Origin of the sequence: Streptomyces sp. E2N166, from assembly GCF_003671715.1 — a bacterium.
Lineage (GTDB): Bacteria > Actinomycetota > Actinomycetes > Streptomycetales > Streptomycetaceae > Streptomyces > Streptomyces thinghirensis.
Genome location: NZ_RAIF01000012.1, coordinates 567,913 through 582,041, shown reverse-complemented (window position 1 = coordinate 582,041; position 14,129 = coordinate 567,913). Strand labels below are relative to the sequence as shown.

Here is a 14,129-nt window from a genome sequence, read left to right as displayed (position 1 = left end):
GGACGGCGGCGGCTCGGTGACGGGCGGTGGAGGCCCGGGGCCGGCCGGCGGAGGCTCCGTGCGGGTGGCCGTGAGCGCTGTCGAGAGGGACGACGCCCCCGTCCTCGCCGACACCGTCGTCCGGTACGGATGACGGCAACGGCCCCGTCCGTCGCGTGACGAACGGGGCCGGAGCCGCTTGCCTGCTTCTTGCCTCGTGTGCCTCTGCCTTGCCTCTCGACGTGCCGTCAGGCCGCCGTTCCGGACTCTTCGGCCGGCTTGCGGTGGCGGCCCCGTGGAGTCGCCGCGCCGTCCTGACTGGAGACCGGTCCTCGGTGCCGGCCGTGGCCGGTGCCGGTCTCGCGAACGTCGGCACCGTCGGCCTGCATCGGCTGGGTCGTGCTGGCGTCGTTCATCGGAAGGAATTCACCCCGTCAACATGATCTTTCCTACAGCCGGGCGAGTGTAACCGGCACACCTCGGCCCGGATCCAGGCGGCCACGCCAACCGGCACTACTTCGTTACAAGCCGTGCCAGCGGGGCCTGTTGCAGGGGTACGGGGCGCTGCGGAACGGGCGTCGGAGTGTCCGTGTCGTCGGATTCGCCGGGCTCGCCCGGAGCCGGTTCCTCCGCATCCTCCACCCGCTCGCCGCCCGCGTCGGGTGCGCTCAACCGCGCCACTCCGCACGGCGATCGCGGTGTGGAGCACGGCAGCCGCAGCTCCCCGTCCGCGGTCCACAGCCCGGCGCCCGTCAACCACCCCTCGGGAGCCGGAAGATGACGTACCCGCCGCTCGGCGGGCCGCCACACCCCGAGCCAGCTGCCGAACGCGCCGTCCACGCGCAGCGCCACCGCGCAGCGCTCCGGCGTCAGCGCCTGGCCGGGCTGGATCGCGAACGGCGTCACGACGCGGTCCGGCAGCCGCAGGCACTCCGGGAAGCGCACCGGCAGCGTGCTGCCCAGCACCCCCCAGCCGAGCCGGTCCTGTCCCGGCGAGGGCGCGTCCGAGCGGATCAGCACCAGCCCGCTGTCCGGATCGGCCAGCAGTATCCGGTCGTCGCTGTCCGCGGCGATCTGCAGCAGCGGCGACACCTCGCCGCCCCGCTCCAGGTCCACCACGACCGCCTTGGTGCGGCCGCCGGTCTCCCGGTCCACGGCCAGTATCCGGCCGGTGCGGTCCAGCCAGGCCCCGCCCGAGCAGCGACCGGGGATCTCCGCCAGCCGCTCGGGCCCGGCGGCCCCGCCCGCGACCTGCCACAGCACCGTCGCCCGCGGGCCGACGGCCAGGGCGTACGCCCGCTCGCCGCCCGGGGCCGGCGGCAGCAGCCGCAGCACGGTGGTGTCCTCGGGGCGCTCCACCGCGCCGAGCGGCAGCTCGCCGGTGCCGGGCCCGGTCGGGTACAGCAGCGCGAAGAGATGCCGCCCGGCCGCGACGCGGTGGACCAGGACTCGCCCGTCGCCCATCGGCTGCACCTCGGTGCCGGGCTCCTCCGGCTGGTTGCCGGGCAGCGGCACCGTGTACGGCTCGGGGCCGTCCAGGGTCCAGCGCTCCGGGTACCAGGAGTCTCCGCTCCGGGCGAGTCGCGCGGCGTAGGCGCCCTCCGCGGTGATGCTGCAGCCCGCCCGCGGGGGGCCGCCGTTACCAGGGTCCGCCGAAGGCTCGATCGCACAGACCGTCATCGTTCGGTCACCTCCGGCGACGAAGCTAGTTTCGCACGCGCGGGCGGGGGACCGGCCGCCGGAGCCATCACACATACGTGTGGCACAGGAACGATTCGGCTGAGGGAAGGGCGGGACGTGTGCTGTGCCGGAGCGTGGGCTGACGGGGGCACGCTGCGGGTACAACGGCACAGATCAGCCAGGTAGCCTTGCCTACGTGCCCCGTCTGTCAGAAGTCATCGCCGCGCTGGAGAACCTGTGGCCCGCCGAGCGGGCCGAGTCCTGGGACGCGGTCGGCACCGTCGTGGGCGAACCCGACCAGGAGGTCTCCCGGATCCTGTTCGCCGTCGACCCCGTCCAGGAGGTCGTCGACGAAGCGGTGAAGCTGGGCGCCGGCCTGCTCGTCACCCACCACCCGCTGTACCTGCGCGGAACGACGACGGTCGCGGCGTCCACCTTCAAGGGCCGCGTGGTGCACACGCTCATCAAGAACGACATCGCGCTGCACGTCGCCCACACCAACGCCGACACCGCCGACCCGGGCGTCTCCGACGCGCTGGCGGGCGCCCTCGGCCTCCGTGTCGTACGCCCCCTCGTGCCGGACCCGGGCGACCCCGAGGGCCGCCGGGGCCTGGGCAGGGTGTGCGAACTGGAGCATCCGCTGACCGTCCGCGAGCTGGCCGCCCGCGCCGCCGAGCGGCTGCCCGCCACCGCGCAGGGCATCCGCGTCGCCGGCGACCCGGAGGCGACCGTCCGCACGGTCGCCGTCAGCGGCGGCTCCGGCGACAGCCTCTTCGACCACGTACGGGCGGCCGGCGTCGACGCGTTCCTCACCGCGGACCTCCGTCACCACCCCGTCTCCGAGTTCACCGCGGAACGCGCCCACAGCCCCCTCGCGCTGCTCGACGCGGCGCACTGGGCCACCGAGTGGCCCTGGTGCGAGCTGGGTGCGGCCCAGCTCGACGAGATCTCCGACCGGAACGGCTGGGACCTCCGGGTCCACGTCTCCAAGACGGTCACCGACCCCTGGACCGCCCACGCGGCGTCCGCCCCGACCTCCGACACAATGGGAGCCCCCAACTGAAAGCCGCGCCCGCCGACCAGATCCGACTCCTCGACGTCCAGGGCCTCGACGTGCGGCTCCAGCAGCTCGCGCACAAGCGCCGTTCCCTGCCCGAGCACGCCGAGATCGAGTCGCTGACCAAGGACCTCACGCAACTGCGCGACCTGCTCGTGGCCGCGCAGACCGAGGAGAGCGACTGCGCCCGCGAGCAGACCAAGGCCGAGCAGGACGTCGACCAGGTGCGCCAGCGCGCGGGCCGCGACCAGCAGCGCCTCGACTCGGGCGCCGTCACCTCTCCCAAGGACCTGGAGAACCTCCAGCGCGAGATCGCCTCCCTCGCCAAGCGGCAGGGCGACCTCGAGGACGTCGTCCTGGAGGTGATGGAGCGCCGCGAGTCCGCGCAGGAGCGGGTCGCCGAGCTGACCGAGCGGGTCGGCGCGGTGCAGGGGAAGCTCGACGACGCCGCCGCGCGCCGGGACGCGGCCGTCGAGGAACTGGACGGCGACGCGGCCTCGGTGACCAAGGAGCGCGAGGTCATCGCGGGCTCGGTCCCCGACGACCTGCTGAAGCTCTACGACAAGCTGCGCCAGCAGCAGGGCGGCGTCGGCGCGGCCAAGCTGTACCAGCGCAGCTGCCAGGGCTGCCGCCAGGAGCTGGCGATCACCGAGCTGAGCGAGATCCGCTCGGCGGCGCCCGACACGGTCGTCCGCTGCGAGAACTGCCGCCGCATCCTGGTGCGTACGGCCGACTCCGGACTGTAGGGCCGGTCCGGTGGCAGGCACGGTGGCGGCTTCGGCGGCCGGTCCGGTGCGGGAGTTCGTCGTCGAGGCCGACGGCGGGTCGCGGGGCAACCCGGGGCCCGCGGGCTACGGGGCCGTGGTGCTGGACGCGGCGACGGGGGAGACCCTGGCCGAGGCCGCCGAGTACCTCGGGGTCGTCACGAACAACGTCGCCGAGTACCGGGGCCTGCTGGCCGGCCTGCGCGCGGCGAAGGAGCTGGACCCGGACGCGGCCGTCCATGTGCGCATGGACTCCAAGCTCGTCGTCGAGCAGATGTCGGGCCGCTGGAAGATCAAGCACCCGGACATGAAGCCGCTGGCGGCCGAGGCGGCGCGCGTCTTCCCGCCGGGACGGGTGACGTACGAGTGGATCCCCCGCGCGAGCAACAAGCACGCCGACCGCCTGGCCAACGAGGCGATGGACGCGGGGGCGCGCGGCGAGCGGTGGTCGCCGTCCCTGTCGACGGCGGAACTGGACGCGGGCGATGCCCGGGCCGCGGCTGACGCGGGGGCGGACGCGGAGCCGGGCGCGGAGCCGGGCGCGGAGCGAGGCGCCCCCGGCTCCGGTGACGGTGCCGCCGTGGGCGAACGCATCGCTCAGTCGGCCCGGACAGCCCCCGAGACCGCCGTTGTCCCGCGTCCCTCCGCCGACGCCGCGGCCGACGCCGACGTGCGGGCCGCGAAGACCGTGGCCTCGCCCGGCTGGGGACCGCCCGACATGGGCGCCCCCGCCACCTTCGTCCTGCTCCGGCACGGCGAGACGCCCCTCACCCCGCAGAAGCGGTTCTCCGGAAGCGGCGGCGACCTTCTCGGCCTGGAGGTGACGGTCGAGGAGGGCCTGCGGGAGACCGACTTCGGTGCCTGGGAGGGGCTGACCTTCGCCGAGGCGCGCGAGCGGTACCCCGACGACCTGGACGCCTGGCTGTCCTCGCCGGACGCGGAGCCGACCGGCGGGGGCGAGAGTTTCGCGGCGACCGGCGCGCGGGTCGCCGCCACCCGCGACAGGCTGGCCGCGGCCTACGCGGGCCGCACGGTGCTGCTGGTCTCCCACGTGACGCCGATCAAGACGTTCGTACGGCTGGCCCTGGGTGCCCCGCCCGAGTCGCTGTTCCGCATGGAACTGTCGGCGGCGTCGCTGTCGGCGGTGGCGTACTACGCGGACGGCGGCGCCAGCGTCCGTCTGTTCAACGACACGTCCCACCTGCGCTGAGCCCCGCCGCCTCGCGGGCGAGCCGCTCCACGCGCCCCCAGTCACGGTCCGCCACCGCGTCCTTCGGGAGCATCCAACTGCCCCCGACACAGCCGACGTTGGGAAGCGCCAGGTACTCCGGCGCCGAGGCCGGCCCGATGCCGCCGGTCGGGCAGAAGCGGGCCTGCGGCAGCGGGGCGGCGAGGGCCTTGAGGTAGGCGGTGCCGCCCGCGGCCTCGGCCGGGAAGAACTTCATCTCCCGCACCCCGCGCTCCAGCAGCGCCACCACCTCCGAGGTGGTCGACACCCCCGGCAGGAACGGCACCCCGGACGCCCGCATCGCCTCCAGCAGCACGTCCGTCCACCCGGGACTCACCAGGAACCGCGCTCCGGCCGCCACGACGTCGCCCACCTGGCCCGGCGTGATGACCGTGCCCGCGCCGACGACCGCACCCGGTACCTCACCGGCGATCGCGCGGATCGCGTCGAGGGCGACCGGCGTCCGCAACGTCACCTCGATCGCGGGCAGCCCGCCGGCGACGAGCGCGCGGGCGAGCGGCACGGCGTCGGCGAGGTCGTCGACGACCACGACGGGAACGACGGGTGCGAGGTCCAGCACCGACGGCGTCGAGGCGGGCGGGGTCGAGGTGTGCGGGGAGGAGGGCAGCGGTGAGCTCATGACCTCATCGTGCCGTCGGGAAGCAGCCCGTGCAATCACCGTTGCGACATACGCAACACGTGCTGCGGTGCCGGCTCAGTGGATCTCCGCCACCAGCACGTCCAGCGACCACGGCCTCCCCGCCTTCGCGGGCGCCTCGGCCTCCACCTCGTACCCCAGGTCACGCAGCGCCTCCACCAGCTCCGCCGGCCCCTCGGGCGCGGTCCCGGACGCCAGCAGGCTCCGTACGATCCGCCCCTTCGTCGCCTTGTTGAAGTGGCTGACCACCTTGCGGGTCGGCGCGTGCAGCACCCGCACGGTCGCCGTCCTACCGGCGACCTCCCCCTTCGGCTTCCACGCCGCCGCGTACGCCGACGAACGCAGGTCCAGCACCAGCCGGTCCCCGGCCGCCTCGGGCAGCACCTCGGCCATCGGCGTCCGCCAGTACGCCCCCAGCGCCCCGAGGGCGGGAAGCCGCACGCCCATCGAGCACCGGTAGGACGGAATCCGGTCGGTCACCCGCACCGCACCCCACAGCCCCGAGAACACCAGCAGCGAACGGGCGGCCCGCTTCTTGGCGGCCGGGTCCAGCGAGGCCAGGTCCAGGGCGTCGTACAGCACACCGGTGTAGATCTCCCCGGCCGGACGCGCCCCCGCCGTCCGCAGCTCCGTGTTCTTGGCGACCTCGCCGCGCAGCCCCTCGCTGAGCCCGAGCACCTCGCGCGCCTTCTCCTCGTCACCGGCGCACAGCTCGACCAGTTCACCGAGCACGGTCTCCCGGGCCGCGGCGAGCCCCGGCAGGGACAGCGACTCCGGCTTCAGCGGGGCGCCCCGGCCGGACGCGGCCTTCCCCTCGGACGGCGGCAGCAGGACAAGCACACGTACTCCTTCACTCCGAGCTCCTGAGCTCCTGAGCTCCAAGGCTCCTGGTCAGGGTACGGCGTGCCCCTCCCGCGCCCGCTCGACGGCCCGTACGAGACCGCCGGGGTCGTCGGCGTGGCAGCGCACGACGCGCACCTCGCGCCGCCGCCCGAGGAAGGTGACGTGGGTGACGGGCTCGGCGAGACGGACCGTCACGGAGGTCTGGGACCCGACGGCGAGATCGAGCTCACCGTCCACCCGCTCGTGCGTGGTCCGCAGCTCGCGGCGCACGGAGGCGATCCGCTCCAGCGGTATCCGTACGTCGAGGTGCACGGCCCGGCGTATCCGCAGCGTGCCGCCGCCCGGGTCCAGGACGTGCGGACGGACCACGGACGCGGCGTGCAGCCCGACGACGAAGACGACGGTGTACACGTCCAGCACCAGCACCACGTGGTGCGCGGTGGGCCAGTCCCGCAGCAGCACGGACATCATCACGGTCTCGATCACGCACACGAACCCGAAGCCGAACATCATCGCGCCCTGTCCCCGCGAGTACCCGAAGACCGACCCGCCGGCCGTCGCCCCCTCGGTCCGCCGCGCCGCCCACAGCCACAGACTCGCCAGCAGCCGCAGCTCGTGCCGCACCAGGAGGTACGGGACCGTGACGCAGGACGGCCCCCTCACGACCGCCGCCCCCTCGACGCGATCTCCATGGCCTGCCGGATCGCCTCCGCCTGCCCGGGCGCGAAGTCGGCGTACAGGGCGCCGAGGAAACCGCCACCGGAGTCCAGTACGACGTCCTCCTCGGGCAACAGCTCGGCGGGCAGGCAGTCGGCGAGCACCCGGGCCGTCTCCGCCACCCGCGGATCGTCGGCGCCGGTGTCCGCCAGCTCGTCGAGCAGCGCATAGGCGGCATGGGCCCGCGCCACCGCCTCCGGCGAACCCAGGGCACCGCGCAGCGCGGCCAGCAGCCCTTCCCGGTCCTCCGGTGCCATCGTGCTCTCCAGCAACGCCAGCATCTCCCGGTCCCGAAGGGCCATCGGCGAGCCGGAGACGTCCCCCATGCCGGCGAACAGCTCCGCCAGCTCCGGCGAGACCGGCCCCTCGGCAGGCAGCCCGCCCTCCGTCTCCAGCAGCGCCCGCAACCGCACCCGCCGCTCCCGGATCGCCGCCTCCTGCCGCGCGAGATCCGCGTCCAGTTCCTCCAGCACCTCGGCCAGATCCTTCCCGGCCTCGTCCGCGAGCACGTCCCGCACCTCCGCCAGCCCGAGCCCCAGCTCGGTCAGCCGCCGGATCCGCGCCAGCACGACGACATGCCGCAGGGTGTACGTCCGATAGCCGTTGGCCAGCCGTTCCGGCTCGGGCAGCAGGCCCTGGTGGTGGTAGTGCCGCACGGTCCGCGTGGTGACGCCGACGGCGTCGGCGAGTTCTCCGATCCGCATGACCTCAGTAGAGACGTTGACGTTGCGACAGGGTCAAGCGCGCCGGTCCGGCTTCTGACGGCCGACGTGATCGTGTGCCACGATCGAGGGAACGGATCCCGATCTCTCGGACAGGTGATCAGCCGATGTCCCAGTCTGGCGAGCGACCGAAGGAGGGGCGTGACATGACTGCCATGGCCCACGAGCCGCTGACGCAGGCGGAGGTCCTGCTGGAGGGGTTCCTCGCCCTGGACACGCCGGAAGGCTTCCGGGCCGAGCTGATCGAGGGGGAGATCGTTGTGACGCCGCCGCCGGACGGGGATCACGAGGACTACATCAATCTGATCATGAAGCAGGTGATCAGGCGGTCCCGGACGGACATGGACTTCTCCGGGAACAAGGGCCTGAAGCTGAAGAGCGGGGGCGCCTGCCCGAAGGATCACGCGATCCCGGACGGCACCTTCGCCCCGACCGAACTGCGGCTCTACCGGGGTGCCGAGCCCTGGATGCCCTGCGAAGGCGTCGCGCTGGTCCTCGAGGTGACTTCCACCAAGCCTCGGGCCGACCGAGAGGCCAAGCGCCGCTGCTACGCCCGGGGAGGCGTCCCCCTCTACCTGCTCGTCGACCGCGAGGCATCGTCGGTCACCCTGTTCAGCGACCCGGAGCAGGACGACTACCGCGAGCACCGCACCCGCCCCCTCGGCAAACCCCTCACCCTCCCCGCCCCCTTCGCCCTGGAACTGGACACCGCCGACTTCCTCTGATCCCGTTGGGGCAGGGGGTGGGGAGCGGTGGACGCGCGTGAGCAGGCAAGGTGGACCAGGGCCCGGCTGGGAACGGACGGCCCGCCCCTCGACCTCCTCACCGCCCGCTTCGACCGCCACGTCTACGCCCCGCACGCCCACGACGAGTTCACGGTCGGCGTCACCGTCGGCGGCCTGGAGGTCATCGCCTACCGGGGCGGGCACATCCACTCGGGCCCGGGATCGATCGTCGTCCTGGAACCCGGCGAAGTGCACACCGGCGGCCCGGCGGCCCCCGACGGCTACTCGTACCGCGCCCTGTACGCGGCCCCGCACCTCCTCACCGACGGCACCCGCGGCACCCGCCTCCCACACTTCCGTCAGCCCGTTCTGGAGGACCCGGAACTCGCCGCCGCCCTGCGCGCCGCGCACACGGACCTGACCCGCTGCCCGGACCCCCTGGAGGCCGAGTCCCGCCTGCCCTGGCTGCTCACGGCCCTGACCCGCCGCCACTCGGTGGCCCGCGCGACCGGCGACACCGTTCCCGGCGCCGACCGCATCGCGCGCGTCGTACGCGACCGCCTCGCCGACGAACTCCTCGCCCCGCCGTCCCTGGCAGCCCTCGCCACGGACCTCGGCCTGTCCCGCTACCAACTTCTGCGCGCCTTCCGTACGACGACGGGAATCCCGCCGTACGCCTGGCTCGCCCAGCACCGGGTGGCCAGGGCGCGCGGGCTCCTGGACGCGGGCCTGCGCCCCGCCGAGGTGGCGGCGCTGGTGGGCTTCGCCGACCAGGCGCACCTGACCCGCTGGTTCCGCCGCGTCCTCGGCGTGACCCCGGCGGCGTACCGCAACAGCGTTCAAGACGGCACCGCCTGACCCGGCCGAGACTCGGCCGCATGACTGCACGCGGCTGGTTTCTGTTCTCCCTGATGGGAGTGGTCTGGGGCATCCCCTACCTGATGATCAAGGTGGCGGTGGACGACGTGTCCCCGTCCGGAGTGGTGTTCACCCGCTGTGCGCTGGGCGCGCTGCTCCTGCTCCCCTTCGCGCTGCGCCAACCGGGCCTGGTCCGGAACGTGCGCACGCACTGGAAGGCGATGCTGGCGTTCGCGGTCATCGAGATCATCGGCCCCTGGTACACCCTGACCGACGCCGAACGTCACCTCTCCAGCTCCACGGCGGGCCTGCTGATCGCGGGCGTACCGATCGTCGGCGTCCTGTTGTCCCGCTTCTTCGGCGCCGCGGAGTCGCTGGGCACCCGCCGCGTCACGGGCCTGGCCCTCGGTCTCGGCGGCGTCGGCGTCCTCACCGTGCCCCACCTGACCGGCGGCGACGCCCTTTCCCTGGCGGAGGTGACGGTCACGGTCATCGGCTACGCCACGGCCCCCCTGATCGCCGCCCGACACCTCAAGGACGTCCCGACGCTGCACCTCATCACGCCCTGCCTGGCCCTGGCCGCCGTCGTCTACGCGCCGGCGGCCGCCGCGACCCGCCCGGCGGCCCTGCCCCCGGCCGACATCCTCGCCGCCCTCGCCGGCCTCGGTGTCGTCTGTACCGCGGTGGCCTTCGTGGCCTTCCTGGAACTGATCAAGGAGGCCGGCCCGATCCGTGCGTCGGTGATCACGTACGTCAACCCGGCGATCGCGGTCGCGGCCGGTGTCCTCTTCCTGGACGAACCCCTGACCTCGACCGTCCTGGCCGCCTTCGCCCTGATTCTCACCGGCTCGGTCCTGGCCACGGCCACCACGTCGGTGCCGCGCCCACGCCGGGTACCATGGTCCACACGGCAGACGAGCCGGGCGGGCGGCCGCGTGGAGTCCCTTGCGGGACTTCCCGAGGAACGTCCGGGCTCCACAGGGCAGGGTGATGGCTAACGGCCACCCGGGGTGACCCGCGGGACAGTGCCACAGAAAGCAGACCGCCCGGCGCTTCGGCGCCGGGTAAGGGTGAAACGGTGGTGTAAGAGACCACCAGTGCCCAGGGCGACCTGGGCAGCTAGGTAAACCCCACCCGGAGCAAGGTCAAAAGGAGACGCCTTCTCGGAAGAAAGGGCGTCTCTGCGCGGACGTACGAGGGCTGCCCGCCCGAGTCCGCGGGTAGACCGCACGAGACCGGCGGCAACGCCGGTCCTAGATGGATGGCCGTCGCCGGCGGGCCCGCGAGGACCCACCGGAACAGAACCCGGCGTACAGCCCGACTCGTCTGCCGCCACCAGCTGGAGCGCGCCCCACGTCGCCAGGTGGGTCGGACGAGTGGTTCGACTCGGACGAGTGGTTCGACAAGCTCCCGGCTCTGGCGAACGCCGGCATGGCAGATGCCGCTGATGCCTTCGGCGCGGCCGTCCGGGAGTTGCCTCGTGCCAGGTCTCCGTGGGCGGCGTATCGGGCGTGGAAGCCCACCTCGTCGGCGAGTTGGTGTGCTGCCTCTCCGGGAATCCGTGATCCCGCCCGCCGTCGTCCAGACGGCATCGGCTTCAACGAAACATTCGATGAGTCGTGCTGTGATTTCTGATCATGGTGTCGCGCGCCGTGCGACTTGATAGCTTCCTCAATCCGTTTAGCTGGGTTGAGCTGCTCTTTCTGTCGATCTGTGAACGGCGTGGCAGGGGCGAAGGTTTCGAAAGATTTACCGAAACTGTTGACGCCCGACGGGTGCGGGCCAACACTGGCGCCGTTGTCACACCCCCACGGAACCCCCACGGAGAGGAAGCACCGTCATGAACGTGCTCGTCCGACCCGGGCGTCGCAGAAGCGGCACCGTCACGCTGCTCGTCAGAAGTGCGTGGGCCTTCACGCTGGCCGCCCTGGCCGCGCTTATGCTGCCGGGCACCGCCCACGCCGGCACGGTCGTCACGACCAACCAGGAGGGCACCAACAACGGCTACTACTACTCGTTCTGGACCGACAGCCAGGGCACCGTCTCCATGGACATGGGGTCCGGCGGCCAGTACAGCACCTCCTGGCGCAACACCGGCAACTTCGTCGCGGGCAAGGGCTGGAGCAACGGCGGACGCCGGACCGTGCAGTACTCGGGCACCTTCAACCCGTCCGGCAACGCGTACCTGACTCTCTACGGGTGGACGTCGAACCCGCTCGTCGAGTACTACATCGTCGACAACTGGGGCACCTACCGGCCCACGGGCGAGTACAAGGGCACCGTGACCACCGACGGCGGCACCTACGACATCTACAAGACGACCCGCTACAACGCGCCCTCCGTCGAGGGCACCCGCACCTTCGACCAGTACTGGAGCGTGCGGCAGTCCAAGCGGACCGGTGGCACCATCACCACCGGCAACCACTTCGACGCGTGGTCGCGGGCCGGGATGCCGCTGGGCAACTTCAGCTACTACATGATCATGGCCACCGAGGGCTACCAGAGCAGCGGCAGCTCCAACATCACCGTCGGCGGCACGGGCGGCGGCGGCGGTGGTGGTGGCGGCGGTGGCGGCGGTGGCTGTGCCGCGACGGTGTCCGCCGGGGAGAAGTGGGGGGACCGGTACAACCTCAACGTCTCGGTGAGCGGGGCGAGTGACTGGACCGTGACGATGAACGTGCCGTCTCCGGCGAAGGTCATGTCCACCTGGAACGTCGACGCGAGTTATCCCGGCGCGCAGACGCTGACCGCCAAGTCCAACGGCAGCGGCGACAACTGGGGTGCCACCATCCAGGCCAACGGCAACTGGACCTGGCCGACGGTTTCCTGCAGCGCCGGCTGAGCCCCGGCACGAGGAGTGAGGAGGACTTACTCGTATGCGTAGCAGAATCCGTCCCGGGTTACGTTCCCTGGTCACCGGCTTGGCCGTCGCCGCGCTGGCCGCGGCGGGTACCGTCGCAGCCGACGCCGCCCCCGCGCGGGCCGCCGCCTGCAACGGCTACGTCGGACTCACCTTCGACGACGGCCCCTCCGGCAACACCCAGGCCCTGCTCAACGCGCTCAAGCAGAACGGGCTGCGGGCCACCATGTTCAACCAGGGCCAGTACGCGGCCCAGAGCCCGTCCCTCGTCCGGGCACAGGTCGACGCCGGCATGTGGGTCGCCAACCACAGCTACACCCACCCCCACATGACCCAGCTCAGCCAGTCGCAGATGGACTCCGAGATCTCCCGGACCCAGCAGGCCATCGCGAGCGCGGGTGGCGGTACGCCCAAGCTGTTCCGGCCGCCGTACGGCGAGACCAACGCGACCCTGCGGTCGGTCGAGGCCAAGTACGGGCTGACCGAGGTGATCTGGGACGTCGACTCGCAGGACTGGAACAACGCCAGTACCGACGCGATCGTGCAGGCCGTCTCCCGGCTGGGCAACGGCCAGGTCGTCCTCATGCACGACTGGCCGGCCAACACCCTCGCGGCCGTCCCGCGCATCGCGCAGACGCTGGCGAGCAAGGGCCTGTGCGCCGGCATGATCTCGCCGCAGACCGGACGTGCCGTCGCTCCCGACGGGAGTGGTGACGGCGGTGGCGGTGGCGGTGGGGGCGCCGGGTGCGTCGCGACGGTGTCCGCCGGGCAGCGGTGGGGGGACCGGTACAACCTCAACGTCTCGGTGAGCGGGGCGAGTGACTGGACCGTGACGATGAACGTGCCGTCTCCGGCGAAGGTCATGTCCACCTGGAACGTCGACGCGAGTTATCCCGGCGCGCAGACGCTGACCGCCAAGTCCAACGGCAGCGGCGACAACTGGGGTGCCACCATCCAGGCCAACGGCAACTGGACCTGGCCGACGGTCTCCTGCAGTACGGGCTGACCCGCACCGCGTGTGTCCGGGCCCGGGGGACACCCCGGGCCCGGCGCCTCAGCACCTCACGCACCGGACCCACGCACCGGACCCACGCAGCGGGCCCACGTGCCGGGCTCACGTGCCGGGCTCACGTGCCGGACGACAGCGACCGACCCGCCACCCGTGCCAGATGCCGCGCGAACACCTCCCGTGCCTGCGGCGTCAGCGTCCGCAGTGCCACCAGCGCCGTGATCACCACGTCGCACAGCTCGGCCTCGACGTCGTCCCACGTGTGGGTGATGCCCTTGCGGGGGTTCTGGCCGGTCGCGCCGATCACCGCCTCGGACACCTCGCCGACCTCCTCGGACAGCTTCAGCATGCGCAGCAGGAGGCCCTCCCTGCCGCCGACGGGCTGGTCGGCCTCCAGCCACTTCCACAGGTCGTCGATGGTGTCCCAGAGGCCGGTGGGCGTGCCGTCGCGGTCGTCGCTCATGCGGGGCAGCCTGCCACGGAGGGCGGGGCGGCCGGGACCGGTGCGTCAGTCGAACAGCGGTTCCTGTTCGCCCTCCGCCGCCTTCCGTACCCGCTTGTTCCGGGCTCCCACCACGACCGCCGTGGCCGCGGCCGTCGCCGCCAGGGCGGCCGGGACCATCCAGTTCCGGTCGACCGCGTGGCCCAGCGCGTGGTCCAGGGAGAGGCGGCCCGGACCCGTGACCGCGAGGCCGGCGGCGGTCAGGCCGAGGGACACCGCGTACTCGTAGCCGCCGGTCTGTGCGAAGAAGCCGTTCGGAGCGTGCACCGCCGCGGCGCCCACCATCGCGCCGGCCGCCGCCGCGCCCGCGGCCGGGGTGGCCAGGCCCAGTGCCAGCAGCGTTCCGCCGCCCGCCTCCGCGAGGCCGGCCGCGGTGGCGCTGGCCCGGCCCGGCGTGTAGCCCATGGCCTCCATGGCCTGGCCGGTGCCCTCGATGCCGCCGCCGCCGAACCAGCCGAGCAGTTTCTGCGCGCCGTGCGCGGCCAGGACGCCGCCGGTACCCAGGCGGAGCAGCAGCAGCCCCAGAT

Annotated in this window: 15 protein-coding genes and 1 other RNA gene; 8 read left to right on the top strand and 8 right to left on the bottom strand. The window is 72.8% G+C overall.

What is annotated here, in order from left to right; genetic code table 11:
- Positions 1-492 precede the first annotated feature (492 nt).
- Positions 493-1,659: a hypothetical protein gene (locus EBH09_RS10365; protein WP_121746718.1), complete on the bottom strand. Its 1,167-nt coding sequence runs from the start codon at positions 1,657-1,659 to the stop codon at positions 493-495.
- Between the two features lie 196 nt (positions 1,660-1,855).
- Between EBH09_RS10365 and EBH09_RS10360 the strand changes: the two genes are divergently transcribed.
- Genes EBH09_RS10360 through EBH09_RS10350 form a run of 3 tightly spaced genes read left to right on the top strand, consistent with a single transcriptional unit; the run spans position 1,856 to position 4,690 of the window.
- Positions 1,856-2,722 (top strand): Nif3-like dinuclear metal center hexameric protein, encoded by an 867-nt coding sequence (locus EBH09_RS10360; RefSeq protein ID WP_121746717.1) that lies wholly within the window; start codon positions 1,856-1,858, stop codon positions 2,720-2,722.
- Positions 2,719-3,462 (top strand): C4-type zinc ribbon domain-containing protein, encoded by a 744-nt coding sequence (locus tag EBH09_RS10355; RefSeq protein ID WP_193776303.1) that lies wholly within the window; start codon positions 2,719-2,721, stop codon positions 3,460-3,462. Before EBH09_RS10360 ends, EBH09_RS10355 begins: the two co-directional genes overlap by 4 nt.
- Before the next feature lie 46 nt (positions 3,463-3,508).
- Positions 3,509-4,690: a histidine phosphatase family protein gene (locus EBH09_RS10350; RefSeq protein WP_193776302.1), complete on the top strand. Its 1,182-nt coding sequence runs from the start codon at positions 3,509-3,511 to the stop codon at positions 4,688-4,690.
- On the opposite strand, the gene eda is transcribed toward EBH09_RS10350, so the two are convergent.
- The 4 genes from eda to EBH09_RS10330 all read right to left on the bottom strand — a co-directional run bounded on the left by eda (position 4,665) and on the right by EBH09_RS10330 (position 7,630).
- A complete protein-coding gene (gene eda, locus EBH09_RS10345; RefSeq protein ID WP_121746715.1) occupies positions 4,665-5,348 on the bottom strand; it encodes a bifunctional 4-hydroxy-2-oxoglutarate aldolase/2-dehydro-3-deoxy-phosphogluconate aldolase in 684 nt (227 codons plus the stop codon). The two genes, EBH09_RS10350 and eda, sit on opposite strands and share 26 nt — an antisense overlap.
- A gap of 75 nt (positions 5,349-5,423) precedes the next feature.
- Entirely contained in the window at positions 5,424-6,206 is a 783-nt protein-coding gene (gene yaaA, locus EBH09_RS10340; protein ID WP_121746714.1) for a peroxide stress protein YaaA, read from the bottom strand.
- A 51-nt stretch (positions 6,207-6,257) separates the two neighbouring features.
- On the bottom strand, positions 6,258-6,872 hold the full coding sequence (locus EBH09_RS10335) for a hypothetical protein (protein ID WP_121746713.1): 615 nt from the start codon (positions 6,870-6,872) through the stop codon (positions 6,258-6,260).
- Positions 6,869-7,630 (bottom strand): MerR family transcriptional regulator, encoded by a 762-nt coding sequence (locus EBH09_RS10330; RefSeq protein WP_121746712.1) that lies wholly within the window; start codon positions 7,628-7,630, stop codon positions 6,869-6,871. Before EBH09_RS10330 ends, EBH09_RS10335 begins: the two co-directional genes overlap by 4 nt.
- A 173-nt stretch (positions 7,631-7,803) precedes the next feature.
- On the opposite strand from EBH09_RS10330, the gene EBH09_RS10325 reads away from it, so the two are divergent.
- Positions 7,804-8,373, top strand: coding sequence for a Uma2 family endonuclease (locus EBH09_RS10325; protein WP_121746711.1), 570 nt, complete (start codon positions 7,804-7,806; stop codon positions 8,371-8,373).
- A 27-nt stretch (positions 8,374-8,400) separates the two neighbouring features.
- Complete coding sequence (locus tag EBH09_RS10320; protein WP_121746710.1) at positions 8,401-9,231, top strand: AraC family transcriptional regulator; 831 nt, start codon at positions 8,401-8,403, stop codon at positions 9,229-9,231.
- 589 nt (positions 9,232-9,820) lie between these two features.
- Here EBH09_RS10320 and EBH09_RS38740 read toward each other — a convergent pair.
- A complete protein-coding gene (locus EBH09_RS38740; RefSeq protein WP_238697260.1) occupies positions 9,821-10,093 on the bottom strand; it encodes a hypothetical protein in 273 nt (90 codons plus the stop codon).
- Positions 10,094-10,146: 53 nt separating this feature from the next.
- Here EBH09_RS38740 and rnpB point away from each other — a divergent pair.
- The 3 genes from rnpB to EBH09_RS10300 all read left to right on the top strand — a co-directional run bounded on the left by rnpB (position 10,147) and on the right by EBH09_RS10300 (position 13,097).
- An RNA gene (gene rnpB, locus EBH09_RS10310) (RNase P RNA component class A) lies at positions 10,147-10,560 on the top strand.
- 511 nt (positions 10,561-11,071) lie between these two features.
- Complete coding sequence (locus EBH09_RS10305) at positions 11,072-12,073, top strand: glycoside hydrolase family 11 protein (protein ID WP_121746709.1); 1,002 nt, start codon at positions 11,072-11,074, stop codon at positions 12,071-12,073.
- Positions 12,074-12,107: 34 nt separating this feature from the next.
- The gene (locus EBH09_RS10300) at positions 12,108-13,097 is read left to right on the top strand and encodes a polysaccharide deacetylase family protein (RefSeq protein WP_121746708.1); all 990 of its coding nucleotides are present in this window, start codon (positions 12,108-12,110) and stop codon (positions 13,095-13,097) included.
- Between the two features lie 121 nt (positions 13,098-13,218).
- On the opposite strand, the gene EBH09_RS10295 is transcribed toward EBH09_RS10300, so the two are convergent.
- Together EBH09_RS10295 and EBH09_RS10290 are read right to left on the bottom strand one after the other, a co-directional pair.
- On the bottom strand, positions 13,219-13,563 hold the full coding sequence (locus tag EBH09_RS10295; protein ID WP_121746707.1) for a MazG-like family protein: 345 nt from the start codon (positions 13,561-13,563) through the stop codon (positions 13,219-13,221).
- A gap of 45 nt (positions 13,564-13,608) precedes the next feature.
- Complete coding sequence (locus tag EBH09_RS10290; protein ID WP_121746706.1) at positions 13,609-14,127, bottom strand: DoxX family membrane protein; 519 nt, start codon at positions 14,125-14,127, stop codon at positions 13,609-13,611.
- Between the last annotated feature and the right edge of the window lie 2 nt (positions 14,128-14,129).

Coding starts and splice junctions, on each gene's coding strand:
- EBH09_RS10365 (WP_121746718.1), bottom strand. CDS start 1,659: ATGACGGTCTGTGCGATCGAGCCTTCGGCGGACCCTGGTAACGGCGGC.
- eda (WP_121746715.1), bottom strand. CDS start 5,348: ATGAGCTCACCGCTGCCCTCCTCCCCGCACACCTCGACCCCGCCCGCC.
- EBH09_RS10330 (WP_121746712.1), bottom strand. CDS start 7,630: ATGCGGATCGGAGAACTCGCCGACGCCGTCGGCGTCACCACGCGGACC.
- EBH09_RS10325 (WP_121746711.1), top strand. CDS start 7,804: ATGGCCCACGAGCCGCTGACGCAGGCGGAGGTCCTGCTGGAGGGGTTC.
- EBH09_RS10305 (WP_121746709.1), top strand. CDS start 11,072: ATGAACGTGCTCGTCCGACCCGGGCGTCGCAGAAGCGGCACCGTCACG.
- EBH09_RS10300 (WP_121746708.1), top strand. CDS start 12,108: ATGCGTAGCAGAATCCGTCCCGGGTTACGTTCCCTGGTCACCGGCTTG.
- EBH09_RS10295 (WP_121746707.1), bottom strand. CDS start 13,563: ATGAGCGACGACCGCGACGGCACGCCCACCGGCCTCTGGGACACCATC.